This is a genomic window from Mycobacterium sp. SMC-17, assembly GCF_045310915.1.
Classification (GTDB): Bacteria; Actinomycetota; Actinomycetes; order Mycobacteriales; family Mycobacteriaceae; genus Mycobacterium.
The window spans coordinates 39,950-65,149 of sequence record NZ_JBJIAK010000022.1 but is presented as its reverse complement, the minus strand read 5'-3'; the positions used below and the strand labels follow the sequence as shown (position 1 = coordinate 65,149).

The 25,200-nt window shown below is 67.9% G+C and carries 25 protein-coding genes and 1 tRNA gene; 12 read left to right on the top strand and 14 right to left on the bottom strand.

Annotated elements, in window-relative coordinates; genetic code table 11:
- Window positions 1–10: 10 nt before the first annotated feature.
- From pknB to ACJH7A_RS16000, 7 genes are all read right to left on the bottom strand, one after another.
- Entirely contained in the window at window positions 11–1,894 is a 1,884-nt protein-coding gene (pknB, locus tag ACJH7A_RS16030; RefSeq protein ID WP_406802329.1) for a Stk1 family PASTA domain-containing Ser/Thr kinase, read from the bottom strand.
- On the bottom strand, window positions 1,891–3,120 hold the full coding sequence (locus tag ACJH7A_RS16025; RefSeq protein WP_406802328.1) for a protein kinase domain-containing protein: 1,230 nt from the start codon (window positions 3,118–3,120) through the stop codon (window positions 1,891–1,893). Before ACJH7A_RS16025 ends, pknB begins: the two co-directional genes overlap by 4 nt.
- Window positions 3,117–4,595 carry a D,D-transpeptidase PbpA gene (pbpA, locus tag ACJH7A_RS16020; protein WP_406802327.1) on the bottom strand — a complete coding sequence of 493 codons (1,479 nt, stop codon included), beginning with the start codon at window positions 4,593–4,595 and terminating at the stop codon, window positions 3,117–3,119. Before pbpA ends, ACJH7A_RS16025 begins: the two co-directional genes overlap by 4 nt.
- Complete coding sequence (locus ACJH7A_RS16015; protein WP_406802326.1) at window positions 4,592–6,097, bottom strand: FtsW/RodA/SpoVE family cell cycle protein; 1,506 nt, start codon at window positions 6,095–6,097, stop codon at window positions 4,592–4,594. Before ACJH7A_RS16015 ends, pbpA begins: the two co-directional genes overlap by 4 nt.
- 28 nt (window positions 6,098–6,125) lie before the next feature.
- Window positions 6,126–7,670: a PP2C family serine/threonine-protein phosphatase gene (locus tag ACJH7A_RS16010; protein WP_226520252.1), complete on the bottom strand. Its 1,545-nt coding sequence runs from the start codon at window positions 7,668–7,670 to the stop codon at window positions 6,126–6,128.
- Window positions 7,667–8,134 carry an FHA domain-containing protein gene (locus ACJH7A_RS16005; protein WP_064859211.1) on the bottom strand — a complete coding sequence of 156 codons (468 nt, stop codon included), beginning with the start codon at window positions 8,132–8,134 and terminating at the stop codon, window positions 7,667–7,669. Before ACJH7A_RS16005 ends, ACJH7A_RS16010 begins: the two co-directional genes overlap by 4 nt.
- Before the next feature lie 124 nt (window positions 8,135–8,258).
- Complete coding sequence (locus ACJH7A_RS16000; protein ID WP_293012760.1) at window positions 8,259–9,776, bottom strand: DUF3662 and FHA domain-containing protein; 1,518 nt, start codon at window positions 9,774–9,776, stop codon at window positions 8,259–8,261.
- A 276-nt stretch (window positions 9,777–10,052) separates the two neighbouring features.
- On the opposite strand from ACJH7A_RS16000, the gene ACJH7A_RS15995 reads away from it, so the two are divergent.
- The 7 genes from ACJH7A_RS15995 (at window position 10,053) to ACJH7A_RS15965 (ending at window position 14,264) form a co-directional block, all read left to right on the top strand.
- A tRNA-Leu gene (locus tag ACJH7A_RS15995) sits at window positions 10,053–10,135 on the top strand.
- A 135-nt stretch (window positions 10,136–10,270) separates the two neighbouring features.
- Entirely contained in the window at window positions 10,271–10,726 is a 456-nt protein-coding gene (locus ACJH7A_RS15990) for an SRPBCC family protein (protein WP_226520254.1), read from the top strand.
- A gap of 125 nt (window positions 10,727–10,851) precedes the next feature.
- Window positions 10,852–11,070, top strand: coding sequence for a hypothetical protein (locus tag ACJH7A_RS15985; RefSeq protein ID WP_293012763.1), 219 nt, complete (start codon window positions 10,852–10,854; stop codon window positions 11,068–11,070).
- Window positions 11,071–11,191: 121 nt separating this feature from the next.
- Window positions 11,192–11,587: a hypothetical protein gene (locus tag ACJH7A_RS15980; RefSeq protein WP_293012765.1), complete on the top strand. Its 396-nt coding sequence runs from the start codon at window positions 11,192–11,194 to the stop codon at window positions 11,585–11,587.
- Between the two features lie 73 nt (window positions 11,588–11,660).
- Entirely contained in the window at window positions 11,661–12,494 is an 834-nt protein-coding gene (locus tag ACJH7A_RS15975) for an SDR family NAD(P)-dependent oxidoreductase (protein WP_293012767.1), read from the top strand.
- Window positions 12,494–13,549, top strand: coding sequence for a DUF6670 family protein (locus ACJH7A_RS15970; protein ID WP_293012769.1), 1,056 nt, complete (start codon window positions 12,494–12,496; stop codon window positions 13,547–13,549). The genes ACJH7A_RS15975 and ACJH7A_RS15970 overlap by 1 nt, the downstream gene beginning before the upstream one ends.
- 70 nt (window positions 13,550–13,619) lie before the next feature.
- Window positions 13,620–14,264, top strand: a complete 645-nt coding sequence (locus ACJH7A_RS15965) for a TetR/AcrR family transcriptional regulator (RefSeq protein ID WP_406802323.1) — start codon at window positions 13,620–13,622, stop codon at window positions 14,262–14,264.
- On the opposite strand, the gene ACJH7A_RS15960 is transcribed toward ACJH7A_RS15965, so the two are convergent.
- Together ACJH7A_RS15960 and ACJH7A_RS15955 are read right to left on the bottom strand one after the other, a co-directional pair.
- The gene (locus ACJH7A_RS15960; protein ID WP_293012771.1) at window positions 14,261–14,758 is read right to left on the bottom strand and encodes a nuclear transport factor 2 family protein; all 498 of its coding nucleotides are present in this window, start codon (window positions 14,756–14,758) and stop codon (window positions 14,261–14,263) included. The genes ACJH7A_RS15965 and ACJH7A_RS15960 overlap by 4 nt on opposite strands.
- Window positions 14,755–15,621, bottom strand: coding sequence for an LLM class F420-dependent oxidoreductase (locus ACJH7A_RS15955; RefSeq protein WP_293012773.1), 867 nt, complete (start codon window positions 15,619–15,621; stop codon window positions 14,755–14,757). Before ACJH7A_RS15955 ends, ACJH7A_RS15960 begins: the two co-directional genes overlap by 4 nt.
- A gap of 84 nt (window positions 15,622–15,705) precedes the next feature.
- Here ACJH7A_RS15955 and ACJH7A_RS15950 point away from each other — a divergent pair, with 84 nt between their 5' ends.
- Genes ACJH7A_RS15950 through ACJH7A_RS15940 form a run of 3 tightly spaced genes read left to right on the top strand, consistent with a single transcriptional unit; the run spans window position 15,706 to window position 17,664 of the window.
- The gene (locus ACJH7A_RS15950) at window positions 15,706–16,530 is read left to right on the top strand and encodes an SDR family oxidoreductase (protein WP_293012775.1); all 825 of its coding nucleotides are present in this window, start codon (window positions 15,706–15,708) and stop codon (window positions 16,528–16,530) included.
- Window positions 16,531–16,532: 2 nt separating this feature from the next.
- Window positions 16,533–17,156, top strand: a complete 624-nt coding sequence (locus ACJH7A_RS15945; RefSeq protein ID WP_293012777.1) for a TetR family transcriptional regulator — start codon at window positions 16,533–16,535, stop codon at window positions 17,154–17,156.
- Window positions 17,146–17,664 carry a nuclear transport factor 2 family protein gene (locus ACJH7A_RS15940; protein ID WP_293012779.1) on the top strand — a complete coding sequence of 173 codons (519 nt, stop codon included), beginning with the start codon at window positions 17,146–17,148 and terminating at the stop codon, window positions 17,662–17,664. The genes ACJH7A_RS15945 and ACJH7A_RS15940 overlap by 11 nt, the downstream gene beginning before the upstream one ends.
- Window position 17,665: 1 nt before the next feature.
- On the opposite strand, the gene ACJH7A_RS15935 is transcribed toward ACJH7A_RS15940, so the two are convergent.
- From ACJH7A_RS15935 to ACJH7A_RS15925, 3 genes are read right to left on the bottom strand one after another with little or no spacing between them, the layout of a single operon-like run.
- The gene (locus ACJH7A_RS15935) at window positions 17,666–17,980 is read right to left on the bottom strand and encodes a hypothetical protein (RefSeq protein ID WP_226520263.1); all 315 of its coding nucleotides are present in this window, start codon (window positions 17,978–17,980) and stop codon (window positions 17,666–17,668) included.
- Window positions 17,981–18,005: 25 nt separating this feature from the next.
- Entirely contained in the window at window positions 18,006–19,367 is a 1,362-nt protein-coding gene (locus tag ACJH7A_RS15930) for a neutral zinc metallopeptidase (protein WP_406802321.1), read from the bottom strand.
- A 3-nt stretch (window positions 19,368–19,370) separates the two neighbouring features.
- A complete protein-coding gene (locus ACJH7A_RS15925; protein WP_226520265.1) occupies window positions 19,371–19,907 on the bottom strand; it encodes a DUF4333 domain-containing protein in 537 nt (178 codons plus the stop codon).
- A gap of 232 nt (window positions 19,908–20,139) precedes the next feature.
- Here ACJH7A_RS15925 and ACJH7A_RS15920 point away from each other — a divergent pair, with 232 nt between their 5' ends.
- Together ACJH7A_RS15920 and ACJH7A_RS15915 are read left to right on the top strand one after the other, a co-directional pair.
- Window positions 20,140–20,871, top strand: coding sequence for an LpqN/LpqT family lipoprotein (locus ACJH7A_RS15920; protein ID WP_212807831.1), 732 nt, complete (start codon window positions 20,140–20,142; stop codon window positions 20,869–20,871).
- Between the two features lie 4 nt (window positions 20,872–20,875).
- Window positions 20,876–21,277, top strand: a complete 402-nt coding sequence (locus ACJH7A_RS15915) for a hypothetical protein (RefSeq protein ID WP_293012786.1) — start codon at window positions 20,876–20,878, stop codon at window positions 21,275–21,277.
- A 1-nt stretch (window position 21,278) separates the two neighbouring features.
- Here ACJH7A_RS15915 and ACJH7A_RS15910 read toward each other — a convergent pair whose 3' ends face one another.
- Both ACJH7A_RS15910 and ACJH7A_RS15905 read right to left on the bottom strand, forming a co-directional pair.
- A complete protein-coding gene (locus tag ACJH7A_RS15910) occupies window positions 21,279–24,365 on the bottom strand; it encodes a BTAD domain-containing putative transcriptional regulator (RefSeq protein ID WP_406802320.1) in 3,087 nt (1,028 codons plus the stop codon).
- 103 nt (window positions 24,366–24,468) lie between these two features.
- Window positions 24,469–25,065, bottom strand: a complete 597-nt coding sequence (locus ACJH7A_RS15905; RefSeq protein WP_406802319.1) for a DUF3592 domain-containing protein — start codon at window positions 25,063–25,065, stop codon at window positions 24,469–24,471.
- Window positions 25,066–25,200 lie beyond the last annotated feature (135 nt).

Here is a 25,200-nt window from a genome sequence, read left to right as displayed (position 1 = left end):
CGAGCAACGCTTACGAGGCGAAGCTCAGCGTGATCGACGCGTTGAAGTTGACGCCACTTCCGGCCGCGGGCACCTGGCTCACCACGGCATTGCTGCGCTGACCGCTGTTCTGCACGTCCGCGCCCTTGATCAGCACGCCGGTCCAGCCCAGGGCGCGCAGGTTCGGTTCGGCGTCGGTCCAGAACTGACCGGTCAGGTTCGGCATGACGAACTGGTTGCCCTGCGAGACCTTCAGCGTGATCGGGGCGTCCTTGGCCGTCGGCGTGCCCGCCGCCGGGTCGGTGCCGATGATCTCGCCGGCCGGTTTCGGGCTGTCGATCGGGGCTGTCAGGATCGTCGTGAAGCCGACGGTGTTGAGGTTCTTGGTCGCGATGTCGACGGTCTGCCCGTTGACGTCGGGGATCGGGACCAGGCCCGGTCCGGAGCCGACGATGATCGTGATGACGTTGGTGATCGCCGAGGTCTGGTGGGCCGGCGGGTTGGTCGCGATGACCCGGTCCTTCTGCTCCGGCAGCGACTGCGACACCGTCTGCTGGATGTTCCGGAAGCCGGCGGACTGCAGCTTGGCCATGGCGTCTGCGGGCGACAGCTTCGACACGTCCGGGACCTCGCGCTGCTCCGGTCCGGTGGAGATGTTGATGGTGATCTCGTCACCGGCGGCGACGGAGGTGTTGGCCGCCGGTTCGGTGCTGATGACGTGGTCCGGCGCCACCGTCGAGTCGGGCCGCTGTTGCGTACGGGTCTTGAAGCCGCGGTTCTGCAGGTTGGCGACGGCGTCGGCCTGAGCCAGTCCACGTACGTCCGGAATCTGCTGGTCGTGCGGCTTGCCACCGATCAGGTTGATGGCCACCGTGACGACGACGGTCAGCACCGCCAGGATGGCCGCGGCGATGAGCCAGCGACCGATGGGCGTCGAGGCGCGATCCGCCGACCGGTACGGCTGGGGGTTGACGCTGATCGGCTCCGGCATCATGCTGCGCGGTCCACCGAAGCCGCCGGTGCCCATCATCGCGGTGCGCTCGGCGTCGGTGAGCACCTTGGGTGCATCCGGCGCCTCGCCGGCATGTACCCGGATCAGGTCGTTCCGCATGTCCGCGGCGCTCTGGTACCGGTTGTCCGGGTTCTTCGCCAGCGCCTTGAGCACGACGGCGTCCAGGCCGGGGCTGATGCCGGCGTGACGCTGCGACGGTGGCACCGGGTCCTCGCGGACGTGCTGGTACGCCACGGCGACCGGGGAATCGCCGACGAAGGGCGGCTCACCGGTGATGAGTTCGTAGAGCACGCAGCCCAGCGAGTACACGTCCGAGCGGGCGTCGACGTTCTGCCCGCTGGCCTGCTCGGGCGACAGGTACTGCGCGGTGCCGATGACGGCAGCGGTCTGCGTCATCCGGTTGCTGCTGTCGGCGATGGCGCGGGCGATACCGAAGTCCATGACCTTGACCGCGTTGGACTTGCTGATCATGATGTTCGCCGGCTTGATGTCCCGGTGCACGATGCCGTGCTGGTGGCTGAAGTTCAGGGCCTGGCAGGCGTCGGCGATGATCTCGATGGCGCGCTGCTGCGGCAGCGGGCCCTCGGTGTGCACGATGTCGCGCAGCGTCACGCCGTCGACGTACTCCATGACGATGTACGGCAGCGGCCCGTTGGGCGTCTCTGCTTCGCCGGTGTCATAGACCGCGACGATCGCCGGGTGGTTCAGTGCCGCGGCGTTCTGCGCCTCCCGGCGGAAGCGCAGGTAGAAGCTGGGGTCCCGAGCGAGGTCGGCGCGCAGCACCTTGACCGCCACGTCGCGGTGCAGGCGCAGATCCCGTCCGAGGTGAACCTCGGACATGCCGCCGAAGCCGAGGATGTCCCCCAGTTCGTAGCGGTCGGAGAGGTGCTGGGGCGTGGTCATGAGATGGCCGGTCCTGACAGATCCGGGAGACGAATCGACTGGCCCGCCGGTGCGCCTGGAGTCTTGGTGGTCTCGGTGATGGTGTTGGTGACCGTCGACTGCTGCTGGTTCTTCTGTTCCTGGCGGTCCTGCGCGTTGAGCACGATCAGGATCGCGATGACGATCGCCAGTGCACCGAGGACACCCGCCGCCCACAGCAGCGCGCGCTGCCCGGGCGAGAACGTGCGCCGGGCCGGCGGGGCCGGCCGGTGGCTACCGGTGGCGGGCCGGGGCCGCGGCGTCGCGGGTGCCGGGCGGGCGGGCTCGATGGCAGCCCGCGCCTGTGTGCTCGACGGAATGGCCGCGGGAGCGGCCCGTCCGATGGTCGGGGCCTGGTTGGGCCGCGGGGGGCGGCGTCCGGCCCGGACCGCGGCGACGGCGTCGGCGAACGGACCGCCGCTGCGGTAGCGATGGATCGCGTCCTTGGCGAGGCTGATCTCGATCAGCTCGCGGACGTTCGGGGGCAGGTCGGCCGGCAGCGGTGGCGGCGCTTCCTTGATGTGCTTCATTGCGACGGTCAGCGCGCCGTCGCCGGTGAACGGTCGTCGCCCGGACACGGATTCGTAGCCGACGACACCGAGCGAGTAGACGTCGCTGGCCGCGGTGGCGTCGTGGCCGAGGGCCTGCTCGGGCGCGATGTACTGGGCGGTGCCCATGACCATGCCGGTCTGGGTGACAGGCGCCGCGTCGACGGCCTTGGCGATGCCGAAGTCGGTGAGCTTCACCTGGCCCGTCGGGGTGATCATGATGTTGCCGGGCTTGACGTCACGGTGCACCAGGCCGGCGCTGTGCGCGACCTGCAGGGCCCGGCCCGTCTGCTCCAGCATGTCCAGCGAGTGCCGCAGTGACAGCCGGCCGGTGCGCTTGATCACCGAGTTCAGCGGCTCGCCGTTGACGAGTTCCATCACCAGGTAGGCGGTGCGGCCGGAATCGTCGAGTTCGGTCTCGCCGTAGTCGTAGACGCTGGCGATGCCGGGGTGGTTCAGCATCGCGACCGTGCGCGCCTCGGCGCGGAACCGCTCGACGAACTCGGGGTCGGTCGAGTATTCGGCCTTCAGTACCTTGATGGCGACCTGTCGGCCGAGCCTGCTGTCGACGCCTTCCCAGACCTGACCCATGCCGCCTGTGGCGATGAGTCGCTGAAGTCGATAGCGGCCGGAAAGTGTGACTCCGACCCGCGCGCTCATGATCCCTCCCGTAGCGCCGCGGCGATGGTGGCCCGCCCGATGGGTGCGGCCAGCGCACCGCCGGTTGCGGACAAACGGTCTCCACCATTCTCCACTAGGACGGCAACGGCGACCTTCGGGGATTTCGCCGGGGCAAAAGCGATGTACCACGCATGTGGTGGGGTGTTACGTGGATCGGTGCCGTGTTCGGCCGTGCCCGTCTTGGATGCGATCTGCACGCCGGCTATGGCTCCCTTCTGCTGCGTCACCTGCTCGGCGCCGACCATCAGATCCGTAAGTGTAGCCGCGACCTGGGATGAGATGGCCCGCCGCTGTTGGTGCGGTGAGGTGGCCGCGATGTTGGAAAGGTCGGGTCCCTTGAGGTCGTCGACCAGGTAGGGGGCCATGCTGACGCCACCGTTGGCGACGGTCGCGGCGATCATCGCGTTCTGCAGCGGGGTCAGGGCGACGTCCTTCTGGCCGATGCTGGAGATACCCAGGGCCGGGGCGTCGGAGATCGGCCCGACGGTCGACTCCGCGACCTGCAGCGGGATCGACGGCGGCGGGGTGTCCAGGCCGAACTGCTTGGCCATGGTCCGCATCGCATCGGCCCCATTGTGCAGTCCGAGTTCGACGAAGGCCGTGTTGCAGGACTTGGCGAACGCCTCGCGCAGGGACACCGTCGGGCTGCCGCCGCAGGCCGAGCCGCCGTAGTTCTCCAGCGTTGCGGTGCTGTCCGGCAACGTGATTCGCGACGCCGACGTCAGCTGGGTGTCCGGGGTGGCACCGGCCTGCAGCGCGGCGGCGGTGGTCAGCACCTTGAACGTCGACCCCGGCGGGTAGGTCTCGGAGATCGCCCGGTTCTGCAGCGGTGAGTCGGGGTTGTCGCGCAACTCCTGCCACGCGGCCGACTGCCGGTCGCCTTCGTGCGAGGCCAGCAGATTGGGGTCGTACGACGGGGACGACACCATGGCCAGAATCTTGCCGGTCGACGGATCCAGCGCCACTACCGAGCCCTTGCACGGGTTGCCGCCACAGCCCTGCTGCATGGCGTCCCACGCGGCCTGCTGCACCCGCGGCACGATGGTGGTGTCGACGTTGCCGCCGCGCGGGTCGCGGCCGGTGAAGAAGTCGGCGATGCGGTTGCCGAACAGCCGCTCATCGGAGCCGTTGAGGATGCTGTCCTCGGCGCGCTCGAGTCCGGCACTGGAGTACTGCAGCGAGTAGAAGCCGGTGACCGGCGCGTAGACCAGCGGATTGGGGTAGATGCGCAAGTAGCGGAACCGGCCGTTGGTCGGCATCGAGTACGCCAGCAGCTGGCCGCCGGCGGTGATCTGGCCGCGCTGGCGGGAGTATTCGTCGAGCAGCACCCGCTGGTTCCGCGGGTCGGCGCGCAGGCCGTCGGCGGCGAACACCTGGGTGGTGGTGGCGTTGAGCAGCAGCAGCACGACCAGTGCCATCACCAGTCCGGAGACGCGACGAAGTGAGGTGTTCATTGCTTCGCGATCACCTCGGTGTTGGCCGCCGCGATCGGCGCTTGGTTGGGGCCGCGGGTCGACAGCGGCCGGCGCGCGACGTGCGAGACCCGCAGCAGCAGGGCCAGCAGCACGTAGTTGGACAGCAGCGACGAGCCGCCGTACGACATCCACGGTGTCGTCAGGCCCGTCTGGGGGATCAACTTGGTGACGCCGCCGACGACGATGAACAGCTGCAGCGCCAGCGCGGCCGACAGGCCCGCGGCGAGCAGCTTGCCGAAGCTGTCACGCACGGCGATGGCGGTCCGCAGCCCACGGATGATGACGATCGTGTAGAGCATCAGCACCGCGGCCAGACCGACGAGCCCGAGCTCCTCGCCCACCGCCGCGATGATGAAGTCGGTCGAGGCGTCGGGCACGGTGCCGGGCTGCCCGTTGCCCAGTCCGGTGCCGAAGATGCCGCCGGTCGCGAAGCTGAACAGCGACTGGACCATCTGGTACCCGGCGCCGTCGGGGTCGGCGAACGGGTCCAGCCAGTTCTGCACCCGCACCCGCACGTGGTCGAAGAGTTGGTACGCCAGCAGGCTTCCCACGCAGAACAGGCTCAGCCCGATGATCACCCAACTGAGCTTCTCGGTGGCGACGTACAGCAGGACCAGGAACGTCGCGTAGAGCAGGAGGGAGGCGCCGAGGTCCTTCTCGAACACCATGACGCCGATCGAGCCGATCCAGGCCACCAGCAGCGGCGCCAGGTCGCGCGGCCGCGGCAGGTCCATCCCGAACATGTGCTTGCCGGCGCTGGTGAACAGGCTGCGCTTGGTGACCAGCACGCTCGCGAAGAAGATCAGCAGCAGGATCTTGGAGAACTCGGCGGGCTGAATCGAGAAGCCCGGCAACCGGATCCAGATCTTGGCGCCGTACTGCTCGGCCACCGAGTCCGGCAGCACGGCCGGAATCGCCAGCAGCACCAGGCCGGCGAGGCCGCAGATATAGCCGTAGCGGGCCAGCATCCGGTGGTCGTGCACGAACATCAGCACCGCGGTGAACACCAGGATGCCCAGCAGAGTCCACAGCATCTGCTGGTTGGCGTTGCCGCCCGGCAGGATCCCGGCGGGCCGGGTGTGCGCCGACAGGTCCAGCCGGTAGATCAGCACCAGGCCCAGACCATTCAGCAGCGCGACCACGGGAAGCAGCAGCGGGTCGGCATACGGCGCATACCGGCGCACCGCCAGGTGAGCGCCACCGAACAGCACGACAAAGCCGAGTGTGAACTGGATGAGGTCCAGCCGCAGGCCGCTCTCCTGATTGGCCTCGACGATGAGCAGTGCCACCGTGGTGATCACGGCGGCGAAACCCAGCAGCACCAACTCGGAATTACGCCGATTGGGTAGTGGCGGGGCGATCGCGACCGGAGACTGCGGCTGGGTGTCTTCCCGTCGCTGCGCTCGCCCGGACGTGTCTTCCCGTCGCTGCGCCGGCACCGGGGTGTCTTCGCGCCCCTTCTCTTGCCCCGGCGTCGTCATGCCGGGGCTCCCGCTCGCTCTCGGGCCGTCATGACGCGTTCCGGCAGTTGGTGCCCGGCTCCTGAGGTGGCGGAGGGAGTGCCGTGGCCGTCGGGGACGGGGCCGCGGGCGAGGTCGGGGCCGGTGCGGGGCTGGAAGGGTTGGGGGCGGGCGCCGGGCTGGGTGCCGGTGCCGGGGTCGGAGCGGCCGTTGTCGACGCCGGGGCCTCGGGGCCGGGGGCCGGGCCGCGCGGTGGCTGCGGCACCACCGACAGCGACGGGGCCGGTGCGGGGCCCGGTGCCGGAGCCGGCGGGGTGACGACGGGTGGCGCGCACAGCGGTAGCAGCGAGCTGCGGCTGAGTTCCTTGAGCTGACGGATCGCGTCGTCGACGGTGCCGGTCGGCAGGCCGGCGGTGACCTGGGCCCGGCCGGACTCGCGCAGGTCGGCGACCTTCATGGGCTGGCAGCCCGCGCGGGTGTCGTCGACGCCGATGATCGTCATGTCCGAGTGGCTGTCCAGACACGCCAGCAGGTAGGGCTCCTGCAGCGGCAGCCCGAGCAGCGAGCCCGGCACGCCGCGCATGATGTAGACCGCGCCGTTGTGGCCGGAGACGTAGTAGTTGCTACGGATCAGGTAGCGCCCGATGGCCAGTCCGCTCACCAGCAGCAGGATCAGCAGGATTGCGCCGATGATCAGATTGCGCCGGGTGTGCTTCTTGCGCTGCGGTGGATCAAGTTGTGCCGCAGGCTTTTTCGCGGCCGCTGCCACACGCTTGGGGTTGAAGGCGGAGGCGCGTCCGGCGGCGGTGTTGGGCGGCAGGGTGTCGTCGTCCTGACCTGACACCGCGCCCGCCAGGATGGGTGCGGTCTGGCCGTACTCGTAGTCGACGACGTCGGCCACGACGACCGTGACGTTGTCGGGGCCGCCGCCGCGCAGCGCGAGCTCGATGAGCCGGTCGGCGCAGTCCACGACGTCCGGGATCTGCATGGCGGTCTGGATGGTCTCGTGGCTGACGGGGTCGGACAGGCCGTCCGAGCACAGCAGGTAGCGGTCACCGGCGCGGACCTCGCGCATCGTCAGCGTCGGCTCGACCTCGTGACCGGTCAGCGCCTTCATGATGAGCGAGCGCTGCGGGTGACTGTGGGCCTCTTCGGCGGTGATGCGGCCGTCGTCGACCAGGGTCTGGACGAAGGTGTCGTCCTTGGTGATCTGGGTCAGCTCGCCGTCGCGCATCAGGTAGCCGCGGGAGTCGCCGATGTGCACCATGCCCAGCCGCGTCCCGGCGAACAGGATGGCGCTCAGAGTGGTGCCCATGCCCTCGAGCTCGGGATCGGCCTCGACGTGCGCCGCGATGGCCGCATTGCCGTCGTGGACGGCGTCGTTGAGCTTGGCCAGCAGGTCGCCGCCGGGTTCGTCGTCGTCGAGGTGGGCCAGCGCGGCGATCACCAGCTGCGAGGCGACCTCGCCCGCGGCATGGCCGCCCATGCCGTCCGCCAATGCGAGGAGGCGGGCCCCGGCGTAGACGGAGTCCTCATTGTTGGCGCGGACCAGGCCGCGGTCGCTGCGCGCGGCATATCGGAGTACGAGTGTCACGGGCGCAGCTCAATTACCGTCTTGCCGATTCGAACCGGCGTTCCCATTGGAACCCTTACCGCCGTCGTCACTTTCGCCCTGTCCAGGTATGTACCGTTGGTCGATCCTAGGTCCTCGACGTACCACTCGGAGCCTCTCGGTGACAGCCGGGCGTGCCGTGTCGAGGCGTAGTCGTCGGTGAGCACCAGCGTGGAGTCGTCGGCCCGGCCGATCAGAACGGGCTGGCTGGTCAGGGTGATCCGGGTGCCCGCGAGGGCGCCTTCGGTCACCACCAACTGGCGCGCGTACCGGCGTCGGTCCCGGTTCGGCAGCAGGGTGCCGCGGAACGCCAGGCCGCGCCGCACCATGACGGCTCCGGTGGGTGCGTAGATGTCGGTGCGCAGGACACGCAGAACCGACCAGATGAAAAGCCAGAGCAACAGGAGGAAACCGACCCGCGTCAGCTGCAGAACTAACCCCTGCATCCGACGTCCTCTCCGTTGCCGCGTCGAGGCTGGGCCCGGTGCCCGGTAGCCGTCGGCATCGTCACGATACTTTGGCGCTCACCGGCCGGTGCGAACATCATCCGGCCGGTGACAGAAACCGGGCTCAGTGAACGCGGACCACGATCTCGGAGTGACCCACCCGGATGACGTCGCCGTCGGCCAGCTGCCACTCCTGCACCGGGGCGTTGTTGACGGTGGTGCCGTTGGTCGAGTTCAGATCCGAGAGCAGCGCGGTGTGGCCGTCCCAGCGGATTTCGAGGTGCCGGCGCGAAACGCCAGTGTCGGGCAGACGGAACTGCGCGTCCTGGCCGCGGCCGATGACGTTGGCGCCTTCGCGCAGCTGGTAGGTGCGGCCGCTGCCGTCGTCGAGCTGGAGAGTGACGTTCGCGCCCGCGGCGCCGTAGCCACCGCCGTAGCCACCGGCCGGCTGACCGTAGTCGGGCTCGGCGTAGCCGGCGCCCGCGCCGCCGCCGTAACCCTGATCGCCGTAGCCGCCCGCGGCCGGAGCCTGACCGTAGCCCTGGTCAGCGGGGGCATGACCGTAGCCCTGATCCGCCGGCGCCTGGCCGTAACCCTGCTGCTGCGGCTGGCCGTAGTTCTGCTCGCCGTAGCCGCCCTGGCCGTAGCCACCTTGCTGGGGCTGGCCGTAGCCGCCCTGCTGGCCGTAGCCCTGCTCGGGCTGGCCGTAGCCACCTTGCTGAGGCTGGCCATAGCCGCCCTGCTGGCCGTAGCCCTGCTCGGGCTGGCCGTAGCCGCCCTGCTGGGGCTGGCCGTAGCCGCCCTGCTGGCCGCCGTAGCCCTGGTCGGGCTGCTGGCCGTAGCTCTGCTGGCCGTAGCCCTGCTCGGGCTGACCGTAACCATGCTGAGGACTGACCGGCGGCGGTCCGGGAGGACCACCCTGCGGTCCGCCGAAGCCGCCCTGGCCGTATCCGGACGGGCCGGCGCCGTAACCGGCCTGCTCGGGCTGGCCGTAGCCACCCTGCTGGCCGTACCCGGGGCCACCCTGCGGCGCGCCGTAGCCACCCTGCTGCCCGTAACCCTGCGGAGGCTGGCCGTAGCCCTGGCCCGGGTCCTGCGGGTACTGCTGACCGCGCTGCTCGTCGGGCTGCCGTCCGTAGTCGTACTCGTCGCCTGGCTGGCCCTGTCCCGGGCCGGGACGGTGGGTCGGGTTGTCAGTCATCGTTGGTACTCCTGGTTCTGCGGTGTGCACGCGGTCGCTGGGTGCCGGCCGCGGTGGCCCGGCGGTTGAGTCGGGGTTGACCGCGCCGTGGGCGCGGAATTGGCCGGTATGAAGGCCAGGTGACGGCTCAAACCTGACGACCACCTCACCATACGTTTGCCATCCCCGCTCATGGACGAATCCCTCAAGGTGTTTGGCAAAAGCACTGGGTGTGAGGTCAGGATCGGCGTTCACCTTCTCGAAATCGGTGTAACTGAGCGTAATGACGTATTCGTTCGGTGCCAAAATACGGCCGCCACCGACATCGCGGGCACCGGATTCGGCTTCCCGCTGGAGGGCGGCCTCGACTTCCGGGGGTGCGATCGACCCCCCGAAGACGCGGGCAAAAGCGTCTCCGACCGTGGTCTCGAGCTTGCGCTCGATCCGGTCGACCAGACCCATGTCCCCCTGCCTCGCTTCGTCTCGGTGGTCCAGATGTGATGTGCGCGATAACCGCGGACACCACTGTTACGCATGGTATCGGCCTGACCTTGCAATACGTGACCAACAGAATCGTGAGAATTCGAAAGCCGCAGGTCAGGAGGTGGCCGGCCGGCACGCGGACCGGCTGATCGCTGGATTTCGCGGGCGCGGCGGGCCGAATCGGGCCGTATCCGGTGGTCAGGCGCGGATTTGGAGCCGGGGGTGGGGGTGGTGATACTCTCTCCCAGTTGTTTGGGGCGAGTGGCGGAATGGCAGACGCGCTGGCTTCAGGTGCCAGTGTCCTTCGGGACGTGGGGGTTCAAGTCCCCCTTCGCCCACTCAACAAAAGCCGCGAATCCGGTTCGGATTCGCGGCTTTTGCATTTATCCGGCATCACCGCGGGACCCACACCGGCGAATCAGCCGAAACAAGAGGGTGGCCCGCCGGGCGGTACCGATCGATAGGATCGCGCCATGAAGGGTTCGGTCACCGTCCACATGAACGCGCGGGCCGATCAGGTCTGGAACCTGATTGCCGATATTCGCAACACCCCGAAATACTCGCCCGAAGTATTCGAGTCGGAATGGCTGGACGGAGCCACCGGACCCGCACTCGGCGCGCGGTTCCGCGGCCACGTCAAGCGCAACGAGATCGGGCCGATCTATTGGACGACGTGCCGGGTCACTGCCTGCGAGCCCGGGCGCGAGTTCGGCTTCGCGGTGCTTGCCGGCGACAAGGCGGTAAACAATTGGCACTACGCCCTCGAGCCCGCCGGTGACGGCACGGATGTCACCGAGTCGTTCTGGATGACGCCCGGCCTGCTCGACACCGTGTTCGGCATTTTCGGCGGCCAGCTGCGCACCCGGCGCAACATCCGGGACATGAGGACCACACTCAACCGCATCAAGGCCGAGGTCGAAACCGTTTGATACCGAGGTGTTCACCGCGGTTCAGTTTGGTCTGGCGCCGTGAACACCGTGCTCCGTCTCCGGTATGAGAACGGAGCCTCCCGCAGCACGATGCCCCTGCCGGTTCCGGCCCATAGGGTTCGACGATGACTGCACTATCCTGCCGGCAGAGTCTGGCCGCGGTCGTCCTCGTGCCGCGAACTCGATTCCAGCGCAACGTAATCGGCAGTCCAGCGTGGGTGGACAGGTTCGTCGCAGTTCGGGTGCGCCGATCAGCCGACGCAGCAACGCGCACGCCGTATCGCGGCCGTCCCGACTTGCTCTTCGAGGAAGCGGCCACCGAGCGCGAGATGTACCGGCTGTAGCGCCCGCCCGCGCCGAATCTGTGATTTGTGCGAGGAAACGCACAGGTCGAGCCGGCAACTCTTCCTGGACCGCGGTCCCCGCAGCCACACTCGGGGCACGGACCGGGGAAAGGGCATCGGCATGAAGACAGGGATCGTCTACGAAATTCCGGCGCCCATGTGGGTCGCGCCCGAGCCCGGTGTCGACTGGCGGACGGTCGTGGAGGCGACGGCGACCTCGTGGCGCCGGCCTTCGGCCCTGCGCTGGACTGCCGACGTCGATGATCGCGGGACGCATCACCGCTCCGAGCGATACGACATTTCCGAGCAGTCGCGGCCGGGCCTGCCCAAGTATGTGCTGACCGGTTACGGACTGGATTTCATGAGCGGCAGTGTGGACTTTTTGAAGTCGGTCGCCGACACGCACTACGGCCGCATGACGCACCGCCGGCGCTGGAGCGGCGGCAATCCCCACGCCGCGCTCGGCGATCACTGTGAGCCGCCGCTGTGGTTGGGCGGCTCGAGCATCACCGGCTGACAGCTCAGGCTTAAGTAACCGCATGGTAATATCGGCGTCGTCCCGGTGAGAACACCGTGTGTGGGAGGAAGCCATGTCGATTCGTAATGCCGTGATGGACCTCGTCCAGCGCCGCACCCTGCTGCCCCAGCGACTCGATGCCGCACTGGCCGGCCCGGGCCGTGATGTCAGCGACCTGACGATCGTCGTGACGGGTGCCTCGGCCGGCATCGGGCGGCAGGCGGTCACCCAGCTCCGTACCCGCGGCGCCACCGTCATCGCCGTCGCCCGCAGGGAGGACGAACTGCAGACGCTCGCCGCCGAGACCGGGTGCTCCTGGCGCACTTGCGATCTGGCCGACCAGGACGCCACCGCCCAGCTGCTGGCAGACCTCGCCGGCGAACGCGTGGACGTGCTGGTGAACAACGCCGGACATTCGATCCGCCGCAGCATCGCCGACGCCACCGACCGGCTGCACGACTATCAGCGCACGATGTCCCTCAACTACCTGGCTGCTGTCCAGCTGAGCCTGGGTCTGCTGCCAGGCATGATCGAGCGCGGCCGCGGTCAGGTCGTCAACGTCTGTACCTGGGGCCTGCACGCCAACACGTTCCCGCGCTTCTCGGCGTATGCCGCTTCCAAGAGTGCGCTGGCAATCTTCGGCCGCAGCCTGGGCGCCGAACGGCCTCATCCCGGCATCAGCGCCACCAATGTGTACTTCCCGCTGGTCCGCACCGAAATGATCGCGCCCACAGCCGAATACGAGGATGCCCCGGCACTGTCGGCGGAAGAGGCGGGACGCTGGATCGTGCGGGCGATCACCCATCAGCCGGTGGAGGTCAGCCCCGCGGTGCTACGCGCGGTGCTGCCGACCATCGACTACCTCTCTCCCGCTGCGGCGGACCGGGCGATCGCGGCACTCACCTGATGACGACACATCCGATTTCCCGCGCGCTGTCCCGAGCCGCCATTGACGGCCTGCTCCCCTTGATCGACAGCCGGCTGCCGGCCTCACGTCGGCCGTTCGACGCCCCGGAGATTCTCCGGCCCCATGACCTCTCACGCGCCTGGGGCGTAACACATTTCGGTGTGTTCGTGCCGGACCTGCCCGAGCCCTACCGCTATCTCAACACCATGACGCTGCTGGGTGCGTCGGGCGCCGAACTGTTCGATCTCGACCACCTGGCCGCCGCCGACGCGCGCGACACCACCACGGTCTTCTCGTCGACCGCGCACGCGGACCAGCGGTTCTATCGGGCGTACGACATGAGCGCGGACTGCTGGTTCACCGCCGATGCCCGCCGGCTGCGCTGGGCCGAAGACCTCGCCATCAACGTGGCTCTGCCGCACGTCGTCGTCCGCGGCCGCTATCCGCAGTTCGACGTAGACCTCAAACTGGATGTCACAGAACAGGTTTCGTACTTCGTGAAGTCGCCGATCTATGACCACCTGAGCCTGCTCGCGCCCTACACCGGCACGGTCGACGGCGTGGCGGTCAGCGGTCTCGGCACCTTCGAATACGCGAGAATCCGCACGCACCAGGCACTTACGCGCCGGCCGATACCCGCCCGGCTCAAACTGCCGCTGGATTTCTTCACCTACCAGATCATCAACATCGACGAGCGCACGCAGGTGTTGCTGACCGACGTCCGCGCGCGGGGCCGGACCGCCTGCAAGCTGGCCCACGTCCGGGTCCTCGGCGGTGAGACCGAGGTGTACACCGACGTCCACTTTGCGGTCACCGAATACGGCGAGCCGCTCGTCGACGATCGGGGCAACACGATGCGTAGGCCCCGCAAGTTCAAGTGGTCGGTGCGCGACGGTGACCGGGAAATTCTGGCCCTGATCGGCACGGTCGATGCGCCGTGGCGCCTCGGGCACGGACCGGGATACGTGGCGGCGTACTCCTATACCGGTACCTGGGGTACCGGATCGGTCTCGGGCAGTGCGTATCTCGAGTGGATCGACGTTCAGCCGGGCTGAATCACCTGTTCGTCCCGGGCAATGGTCAACTCCGGGGCAGAGGTGCTGCCGGGCTGATTAGGCTGTCCCGATGACCACGCGCCCCGTCACCGGCAGAACCGGTACCAAAGGTGTGCCGCGCGGTGAGCGTGAGCAGCTGATCGTCGAGGCCGCGATCGCCGAATTCAGCCGCGCCACGTATGCGGGCGCATCCCTGGCCGCGATCGCCGCGCAGGCAGACGTCTCCAAGACCCTGATCATCAGTTACTTCGGGTCGAAAGAGGCGGTCTACGCCGCCTGCGTGACCAAGATCGGTACCCAGATCGAGCAGGCCGTCGCCGACGCGCTCAACTCCCCCCATCATCTGGCGGGGGCGGGCGCCGCTGGCGAGCGCGTGCTGGCCGCGATCTTCACGACGTTCGAGGGGCACCCTGGCGACTGGCATGTGCTGTTCGACCGCTCGGTCCCCCATGGCCCTGCGCGCGATGCCGCACGCGAACAGCGGACGATCTTGCGCCAGCAGGCGTTCGCGGGGGTATCGCGGTCCCTCGGCAGTGTCGGCCTGACCGATCCCGTCGACCTGGTGGCCGCCACCGGCGTCTGGGAACACATGGTGTCGGCGCTGATGCTGTTCTGGCGCAATCATCCCGAGGAGTCCGCCGCGGCGATGGTCGCCCGGGCCCATCGCGTCCTGGCGGCCATGGCCGGGCACACGCTGGACCGGGTGCGGGGTTAGGCCGGGCGCCGTCCGGCGATACCGTCCGACAGCAACCTGCGGGGCCGTTCGGTTCCGTCGAGCAGTCGCGTTATGCGTTTGACGATCTGCCAGCCGTGCGGCGCCTCGGTGGCCCGGCGAAGGTGGAAGTGGCTGACGCCGGCCCGGATGGGTTCGTAAGTCGTTGCGCGCCTGAGCAACAGCGTCGACTCGCAGACGGCGACCGCCTCGTCGCCGTGGACGGTGACGACGGCGGGACTCAGGAAGTGGGTGCAACCGGTGGTGATGAAATCCTGGTGACCGGGTGAGCGCACCATGGCCGCGACGTCGGCGGGCCCGGTCATGAGCCAGTTCTCGACGTCGTAGACCCCGTCCGGCGCCCACATCGCGGCGACGGCGTCGGCCTCGCCGGCGTCGACGAGCGGACCGTAGGACGCGATCATCCGCTCGATGGCGCGTTCGTCCTCGATGCGGCGCAATCGCGCCTCGAGCTCGGCCAGTTGCTGTGCTGTCATCTCGGCTCCTTGCTCAGCAGGCTCGTCAGGTCCGCCAGGGCGCCGAGTTGTTCGCAACAGTGCGCCGCGGATCGGGAGGCGATCACACAGGTCGCGGCTGTCGCGCCGGCGTCCTCGAGCGCACCGAGTTCGTCGAGTGTCTGTCGTGGCGCACCCATCGGATCCAGCGGACTGGTGGCGAGCACGACGTCGAAGGAATCCGGAAGTTCCACGGTGCCAAGCATTGTCGAGATCTCGGCCGCTGCGAGGCCGAAAGGCATCCAGCCGTCGCCGAACTCGACCGCCCGGCGCAGCGAACGGCGGGTTCGGCCGCCCACCCAGATCGGCACGCTCGGTTGCAGCGCACAGGGGTCCATCACGAACGAGTCGTAGTTGTAGTGATCACCTTGGTGCACTGGATGATTGGTGGGCAATGCTTCGCGCAGCGCGGTCATCGCCTCGTCCGCACGGGCGCCCCGGTCGTCCCAGGCCGCGCCCAGCAGGTCGAACTCCTCTCGCAGCGACCCGACGCCCACGCCCAGGATCAGCCGGCCACCGCTGAGCTGGTCGAGGGTGCCGTAACGCTTGGCGATCTCGAGCGGATGGTGGTAGCCCAGCACCAGAACCGAGGTGGCCAGCCGGATGCGAGATGTGCGCCCGGCGATGAAAGCCAACGTGGCCAGCGGATCCCAGTACGTCGCCCCGCGGGTGGCCGCCACATCGGTCGGCACGACGACGTGTTCGGAACACGTCAGGTAGTCGATGCCCAGCAGGTCGGCGACGGCGGCGATGTCCCCGATCTCGGCGGCGCCGGCCGTCGCTTCCCAAGCCGACGCGGTGGCGGGAACCTGGATCACCACCGGCGTCTGCAGGCCTATCCGCATGTATGCGCCCTTCCGATCTGGCGTCTGGATCGGCTACCCTCGGACGCAGAAAACTAAAATGAATTTTAGATATGGAGCGAGAACTTGTCTAGCGAGAACGCACCGCAGTTGCAGCAATACGGGCCGTGGGCCGTCATCGCGGGTGGTTCGGAAGGTGTCGGAGCCGAGTTCGCGGCGCTGCTCGCGCGGGCCCGCATCAACCTGGTGCTGATCGCGCGCAAGGCAGAGCCGCTGCAGGCCACCGCCACTCGCTGTCGCGACTTCGGCGTCGAGGTGCGTGAACTCGCCGTCGACCTGACGACCGACGAGGGCGTCGACCAGATCATCAGTGCCACTGCCGATCTCGAGGTCGGACTCCTCATCTACAACGCGGGAGCCAACACCCACAGCGCGGAGTTCCTCGACGGCGACCTGGCGGCGTTTCAGCGCGTCATCGACCTGAACGTCACGACGCCGCTGCGGCTGGTCCACCACTTCGGTGCGCTGATGCGTGAGCGGCGCCGCGGCGGGGTGATGCTGGTCGGCTCGCTCACTGGCTACCTGGGCTCGGCGCGGCACACCGTGTACGGCGGCGTGAAGGCCTTCACCCGGATCTTCGCCGAGGGTCTGTGGCTTGAGCTGCGTGAGCACAACGTGCACGTCCTCGAGCTGGTTCTCGGCCTCACTCGGACACCGGCGATGGAGCGGGTCGGCCTCAACTTCGACGTCCCCGGCATGCCCGTCTCAGATCCGGCTGACGTCGCCCGCGAAGGCTTGGCGAACCTCGCGAACGGTCCGGTGCACATCGTCTCGGCGCACGCCGAGAATCCGACGGTCCACGCCACCCGGGACCGAGACAAGGTGCTGCTGGCGTCCCACGAGATGATTCAGAAACTGTTGCAGGGCAGCCCTTCTGGGCCGGCGGCGTAGTCATGCCCCGGGCACCGCTCGACCGGGAACCGGCGACGCCGAAGACCCCCGCGCAGATCGACCGCTGCGACCGCATCCTCGCAACCGCCGCGCGCCTGGGCGCGCGCCACGGCCTCGAAGAAGTGCGGATGCAGGACGTGGCGGATCAGTCGGCGGTCTCGATCACCACGGTCTACCGCTACTACCCCACCAAGCATCATCTGTTCGCTGCCTTGCTGTTTCACCTCACGCAGACCGCCACACCGCCGGGCCCGACGACGGGGCACCCGGTTGCCGATGTCACCGAGTTCATGGCGGGCATCATCCGGGACATGCTGGGCCGTCCGCTCTTGGCCCGCGCGATGATCACGTCGGTCAATGCCCGGCGCGCCGAATCGACGGTCCGCGGCGACTACAACCTGCGGCGGAACATTCTCGACGTCGCCGGGATCGCGGCGCCCACCGCCGACCAGATACAGATCGCGCTCCTGCTCGAGCAGTGCGCCTACGGCATCCTGTCGTGGGCCATCACCGGGGAGACGACGCCCGAGCAGGCCGAGCACGATATGCGCCGGGCCTGCGAACTGCTGCTGGCGCCCTGGCGTCGACGTACCCGAACCACCGAAAAGAGATCGAATGACCACTGACATCACCCTCGGCGCCGGCGACCAGGCGCAGGCTATCGAGGCCATCAAGCGGACATTCGCCCGCCGGCTGCGGTGCATGGACACCAAGCAGTGGGAGATCTATCCGACGCTGCACACCGACGACGTCGTCTCCGAGACCTGGGATGGGTTGCCCGGCAACGACAATTGGACACCCACGGCCGGCAGCAAGAACCGCGTCGTCGGCAGGGAGCCACTGACACGCGCGATCCGGTCACTGCTCGACGGCGGCACCACCGTCACCACCGTCCACCACGGCCACACCCCCGAGATCGAGCTGACCAGCGACACCACGGCCACCGGCATCTGGGCCATGGAGGACAAGTTGTGGTGGACGAACGGCGAAGCCGAAGAGCATCTGCACGGCTACGGCCACTATCACGAGCAGTACCGCCTGGAACACGGCCGGTGGCTCATCAGCTACCGCAAGCTGACGCGGCTACGGGTCGACACGACGCCGCACTTTTTCGACTTCCTGAAACGGCGATAGGTCACTTCCGCTGACTGGCCGCGTACTCCTCGGGACGGTTCTTCTTCATCCACGCGCGCAATGGCCAGAACACGACCCACAGCACGCCGTAACCGGCGTAATAGATGGCTCCGCACAGCGGCGCCGCGAACAGCCAGCCGGGGTAGACCAGCAGCAGGCAGAACTGCAGAAACTGTTTGATGCCAACGGGATAGCCGTTAGCCAGCGAGAAGAAGAACCTCGGGTGCATCGAATCCAGCAGGCCACGCCAGGCCGGGACCTTCTGCTCCTCCGGCGTCTCGTCCGCGGCGACGGTGGTCTGGTCGGGCTGGGTCATGAAGCGGGCTCCTTGATGAGGCATATCAGAGGGTCAGGCACGGCTTGGCGCCGTCGTACACACCGCGGTGGTAGGCGTCGATGCGTTCGGTCCCTTGGCCGTGGTGTTCGACGTCTCCGCCATCGGTGCGGTACAGCAGCAGGGCGGCAACGGCCTTGTCGAGGTCGCCGGGAGAGAGGCTGTATCTGCTGTTGGGGCGGTTGTGCAGCAGGATGCTGGCAGCCCACGAACCGGCCAAACAGTCTGCGCGCAGCGAGGTTTGCTTCGAGTCCTGAGGCTGGCCCATTCGCATCAGCGCTGCCAGCCCGTACTGCGTCGCGATGAGCGTCGCCACCGAGAAGTCGCCGCCGCTGTCGTAGATGTCGGGCATCGTCTTGACGTTGTCGAAGGCGACGTAGTCGTCGTCCACGCAGTAGTACAGCACCGAACCCTTCATCGACTTGCCACCGCAGTCGGGGGCCTTGTCAGGATCGATCTTTCGCGGCGCCTTCAGTGGGGTCCAGTCGTATTTGCCGTCGGTCAGCTCGGGGATCAGCTGCGTGAAGTAATCCTCGAGATCCTCTGGGACACCCTCGATTATCGCGTCATACGGGGCTTCGCCCCCGGAGGCTTGGTCGGCGGCATTATTGAATGGCAGCTCGACCACCACCGGGTCGCCGTTGCGATAGTCCGCGCAGGCCTTCGGGCCCTTACCGAACCCGGTACGGAACGAGCTCACCCGGTCGAATCCACTCCCGTGCGCACTCAGATCGTGTTTGGCGGTGCCGGGTTCGTCGCGCAGGAACAGGAAACCGGCGAGGGCGTTGTCCATATCGTCGGCGCTGACGTTGTAGATGTCTTTGGCGTGCGCGGCCCAGGCCCCGGCGAAGCAGTCGGCCTGGATCTCCTTGGTCACCGTCTCACCCTGGAAGTTGGCCCGCGCCTGGATGGCGTGACCCCACTCGTGGGCCAACACGAGCGGAATGACAAAGTCACCGAATTTCTTTTGCAAGTCGGGTAGCAGCCCCGTGGCGTCCCAGGCCACGTCGTCGCCCTTGGAGCAGTAGAACGCATTGCCGGCGACCTCTTCCGGTGAGTCCGCGCATGGCGGCACCGGACCCCTCTTCGGGTCCACGCCGTAGAAGCCGCCCTCGACCGGCGTGTAGTCCTTCTTGTAGATTTCGGGAAACGTGCTCTTCCAGTAGCTTTCGATGTTGCCGATGGCTTGTGCCACGATCTTGTTCACGGGGTCCGACTTGTCGCCGTGGATCTCGGCAGGCGGGGCCATGGGCTTCGTCGACGATGACGATGCCTGTGGTTTCAGCTGCTTCTCACCGCAACCGGCGACGGCCAGGGTGAAGACCGCCAGGAGCGCAGATGCCCGCCAGAGGGCCCGGTTCATTCCCATCGGTTACGACGTCGGCTTGTCGTCGACCTTGAACCCGTAGTTCACGTCGGAACCGTCGACCTTGTTGACGGTGACCGTGACGCCGTAGGTCTGGCCGCTGTCCTTGAGCTCGCAGCGCAGCGTGGCGCCGGGCGTGCCTTTGAGGTTCTCGGGGCAGGTCAACGTTTCGGGCTTGGTGCCGAACTGCTGTCCCAGCTCCTCGCTGATCTGTTTGGCGACCTGATCCTTGTCGATCGTCTGCACCATGTCGAACTTGACTTGCTCACCCTCGACGCTGGTGACCGTGACGTTGACAGTGCTCGTCTTGTCGCCGACCTTCATGGTGCAGTTGATCTCGGCGCCCTTCTGGCCCGCGAGGTTGTCGGGACAGGTCACCGAATCGGCCTTCTTGCCGTCGGCGCCGGTCATCTTTTCGACGATCTGGCTCTCGACGTCTTTCTTGCTCACCGACGGCGTCCCGCTGGAGCAGGCGGCGGCACCGAACACTGCAGCCGTGATCGCAGATGCCAGAACGAGCCTCTGACACATCGTGTTGGTCATGTCGCCAACCCCTTCCGAGTTCGGGCGCCAGCCACCGGCGCCGCACTGATCGAGCGGACGGCAAAAGTTAGCGCTGCGGTGTTGGAATTCGGTTGGAAGTCCGCGCAGGTCCGGTTGGTGGCCGCCGTTCCAACCGCTTGCGCCGCCGGGTTCAACGAAATTCCAATCGGCCGTCCATATCGTGGCGCCGAGGACGTGACCGGCGTCCGTCGTCTACCCCTGAGGAGTCACGATGCAGATGTCGCATCGGCCTGTCATCGCCGTTGCCGCCGCGGTCTGCCTGAGCATCACGCTGGGCGCTTGCGGAGGCGGCGACAAGGGCAAGAGCTCGACCAGCTCCAGTTCCAGCTCGTCGAGTTCGAGCAGCAGCTCGAGTGCGACGTCGTCGACCAAGGCGGCGCCCAAGCTGAAGCCGCGCAAGGCCGAAGAATCCGGCACGAACCCCACGATTGCCGACTACATCAAGGAAGAGAAGATCCAGGAGACTTCGATCCACCCCGGGGATCCGGGTGCGCCGGCTGTCGACATCGACCGTCCGACCGGCTGGGACAGCGCCGGCGAAGACACTCCTGACTACGCGTACGGCGCTCTCGTCTACACCGGGCCCGGCGCCCAGAGCACGGACTACACCGCGAACATCGTCGCGCTGGTGTCGCGCCTCGACGGTCCGGTCGATCCGGACAAGCTGCTCAAGCTCGCGGGCGGCGAGGTGAAGAACCTTCCCGGGTTCGAGTCCGTCGGTGAGGAACCGGGCACCTCGGCCGGATTCCCGGCGTTCCGCATCGCCGGCACCTACAACCTGAAGAGTGGTGGCAAGGCCGCGTTCGGGCAGGAGACGGTGGTCTTCAAGGGACCTGACGGCCTGTACGTGCTGCAGATCAACGCGACCAGCGACGAGAGCCAGGGCCACGAGCTGTTCGAGGCGCTGGACGCGGTGGACAAGTCTTTGAAGATCACCTTCTGACGAAATGGCCACGGCGCCACCCCGAAGTAAGGCGTATCTGCTCAAGAGCCGTACCAACACCTGGTGGGTGAACGTCGAACTCGAACTGACGGACACCCAGGTGCGGTGCCTTGCGTCCGAGTATTCGAAGTGGGTCGACGACCAGTTGGGCCTGACCGACTACAAGGCGAAGCTGTCCGCGGGTGAGGAGGTGGTGATCTTCGACTTCCCGCGGGACGCCGTGACGGTCACCTGGTTACGCCAGTTGTACCGGGGCGGCTGCGAGGTCAGCCGCGGGAACTCCCGTAAATGGGTTGTCTCCCTGGTGTATCCGTCCGGGTTCGGCAGTGTGCTCGACCTGATGACGGACCGGGCCATCTGGCGCCAGTGGCGTGAGGAACTGCCCGACCGGACCGTGCAGGCCTGATTCAGGCGGGCTCGACGGACTGGGCCGCCAGTCTTTCGGCGATGCCACGGGCAAAGGCCTGTTCGCCCGTGGCATCGGCCAGGCGGCCGGCCCGGTGCAGCAGCGCGCGGGCATTGTCGGGACGGCCCTGGTGCAGCTCGATGTCGGAGAGCAGGCACAGGAACATCGTGTTCATCACGGTGGTGCCGTCGCAGGTGTATTCGTCGAACGCCTGGAAGGCGACGGCGGCATCGCCGTCGCCGGAGCCGAGTACCTGCGCCCAGACCCGGACCATGCGCGCGCACGCTGCCCATTGCGGGCTGCCCGCCGCGGTGAATTCGACGTCGACCTGGTCGGCCAGTTCGACGATGCCGTCGGTGACACCGAGCACGGCGGCGCACTCGACGTACGTGAGGCGGGCGGCCAGGATGTTGAACACGTCGCCGCGGCTCTGTGCGAGATGCAGTGCGCGGCGGTGGTATTCGCGCATGGCCTGCACGTCGCCGCGGACCGCCTCGGCGATCGCCATCCAGCAGTAGACGCGGGGATGGAAGAAGTGCAGCGGATCGGTGACCGTCTCGGGCGGCGGGAAGGTGTCCATCATGTGCAGCCCGGTGCTGATCAACATGTCGGTGTTGCCCCGCAGGGTGTACAGCAGGATGTGCACGAAGTCGTTGACGAGACCGATCACCGGGTCGCCGGACTTGTCGTACTGGTCCTGCAGGCCGATGGCGATGATCTCGACCTCATCGATGCGGCCGTGCGCGCACAGCAGCATGGACTGCAGTGCGATGGCGCCGTAGAAGGCCCGGCCCTTGACTTCCTGACCGATCTCGAAGGCGCGCTGGACGGCTGCCGCGGCCGCCTCGCTGGCCTGCCCCTCGAGGATGTTCTTGGCCCCGGCCAGGTGTAGCCATAAGGTGGCCTGCCGGTCCAGGTGTTCGGGTTTGGCCGGCAGTCGGTCACCGATCTGCAGTGCGTGCTCGGCGAGGCCGGCGACGTCGTGGTACGCGGACCGGTTCAGGGCGCGCTGGATGGCGATCTCGAGAATACCAAGGGCCACATCGGGATTCAGTTCCGCGCCGGCCCGCCAGGCATGGTCGGCGGTCGCGATGACATGTTCGTACGCGGCGGTCGCGAGCGTTGCCGTCCGTGTGGTGGCGATCGCGGCATGCACGCTGGTGCGGTCGGTGGTGGCGAGCTGGGCGATGAGCGCGTCGCGCACCAGGCCGTGGCTGAACCGATAGGCGCCGGGACGGGCGGGCAATTCGTCGAGGAGACCGGTCTGATAGGCCGGACGCAACCGACTCTGCACCGTCGAGACCGACAGGTCGACGATGTCGGCCAGGTCGGCGACGTTGAATTCGGGCCCGATGACGGCGGCCGCGCAGAGCACCCGACGGCAGGGCCGGTCCAGGACGCCGAGCCGGCGGCCGACGACGCCGACCACGGCATCCGACAGCGCGGGATGGCCGCGCTGCGGGGCGCCGTCGGTGTCCAGCGCCCGCGCCAGTTCCTTGATGTAGAAGGGGTTTCCGCCGGCTTGCTCCCAGACCTGTGCCGAGATGGCCGGCGGGATCGTGCCGCCGACCACCGCGTCGACGAGGTCTGCGGCGGCCGCGCGGTCGATGCCGTCCAGATGCAGCGTGACGGTGTCGTTCGACCGGACGATGCGCTCGAACGAGGACCGGTTCATGGGCCGGTCGTCCCCGAAGAAGGTCCAGTTGCCGATGACCTGGATGGGAACGCGCGGGAACTCTTCGGCCAGCAGGACGAGCGCGTTGATCGAGGCGGGATCCGCCCGTTGCAGATCGTCGATGACGAGCACCATCGGGGCCAGTGTCGACAGCTCGCGCAGCGCCGCCACGATGCGCTCGACCAGGGCGAAACCCGTTGGCGCGAACCGGCTGCCGGCATTGAGGTCGTCGTCGCCATGCCATTCGGGAACCAGGGCGTTGACGACGCCGGGGGCCTCCCGCAGCACGGCCTTTCGGCCTGTGGTGCCGAGCTCGCCACCCAGTTGGCGCAGCAGCTGGATCCAGGTCCACAGCAGGGGCAGCTTCACCCCGCTCGGGTGGCCGGCCCAGGCCACGGCGATGCCCGCCGCCCGGGCGCGATCGATGGCCGCCTGCGCCAGGGTGGTCTTGCCGATGCCGCTGTCGCCGGTCACGAGCGTCAGCCCGCCGGCGCCGCCGTCGGCTCGGCGCACCGCCGCGGTGACGGCGCCCAGCTCGGCGTCCCGGCCGACGAACGGCGGCGGCGCCGCCGGGTCCGGATCGGGATTCAGCACGTGCGGTGCGGGTGCGACGCGTAGTTCCGCGGCGCCGTCGCGAATCTTCTCGAACAGGGTCTGCAGGCCTTCGCCGGGCCGGGTACCGACCTCGCGGTCGAGTGTCGTGCAGGCCCGGTCGAACGCCTGGATGGCGTCGGCGGTGCGGTTGGACCGGTGCAGTGCCAGCATCAGGTGGCCCCACAAGCGTTCCTGCAGTGGATGTTCCGCCAGCGCCGCCTCGATCTCGGGGACGAGTTCGCCGCCGCCGCCGAGTTGCAGTGCGGCGTCGAAACGGGCCTCGATGGCGGTGGTTCGCAGGGCCGCGAAGCGGATGGCCTCGGGTGCGGCGAATTCGTGATAGGCGAACTCGCCGAACGGATCTCCGTGCCAGAGTGCCAGCGCCTCGGTCAGCATCTCGACAGCGGTACCCGCCGAGTGGCGGATCAGCGCTGTCCGGCCTTTCGAGACAAGGCTTTCGAAGCTGACGAGATCGATCGTGTCGCCGCTGAGCAGATTCAGCTGGTAGCCGTGAGGGTGGGAGGCGAGCCGTTGACCCTGCGTGTCGCCCCGGCGGGCCTCGGCCGTCTGGTCGGGTCCGACATCGGCGCCCGGGTCGAGGACCCGGCGGAGGTTGGCCACATACGAGCGCACCGAGGCAAGTGCCTTCGGCGGTGGCTCGTCACCCCAGACGGCGTCGATCAGGCGGTCGATGCTGACCACCGTGCCGTGGTTGGCCAGCAATACGGCCAGTACACACCGCTGCTTCGGTCCGCCGAGCGCTGCCGGCGTGCCGTCGACCCGGGCGGCTACTGCACCCGAGAGGTAGTACTGGGCCATTTCCCCCGATTCACAGCAAATTTGGAACTGGAGAGACGATACATCCGCGCATGACCTGCGGCAGCGCAGATGAACCTGGCAATCTGCTGGCGGCCCGGCCGGTTCAGAGGCGTTCCGGCCCGCGGTGGCGACCGGCCCGGCTCACGATCCCGAATCCGGCGCCCACCAGCAGGAACGGAGCGCCGATGATGCCGAGCAGGGTCGGCAGGAACCACACCTGCCAATAGCTGTTGATGGTGGCGTCGTGCGGGTCGGCGGGGTCGTACCGGACGTCGACGTGTTCGCCCAGCTTGGCGGGGGGCGGATTGCTGCTGATCGAGCTGAGAAAGCGGACGTGTGTGCCCGTGGATGTGGCGAATTCGACGCGCGCCCGGTAACGCGGGCTGCTGCCGCCGCCGCTGGGGACCAGCTCGACGACGGTTCCGTCGGCGTGCCGGTCGGACGAATTCGATTGGGCGACAATCGCCGCGCAGACACCGGCCGCGACGGCCAACGACAGCCCGACGGCAAGGAACGCCTTGGCCAGGACCGGTGCCGCGGATTTCTTGGATACGCCGGTGGTGCCGAGTTCCGTTGCGCTGGTGGTTGCCGGTTGGGCGGGCGCGGTCCGGGCACGGTGCTTGCGCAGCAGCACGATGAGGATGGCGATATCCACGATCACGATGACGGCGATCAGCACCACGATGTACTCGACGCGCATGGTCCCTCCGGAAGTGTCGACACGGAGAGGGTAGGACGGCGCGATTGGAATCCGGTTGGCGCGGAGATGCCCGGAAACGCCTGTGAGGGTCGTGTACGCGTATCTCGGGTTCGGCGTACACAACCCTCACAGGAT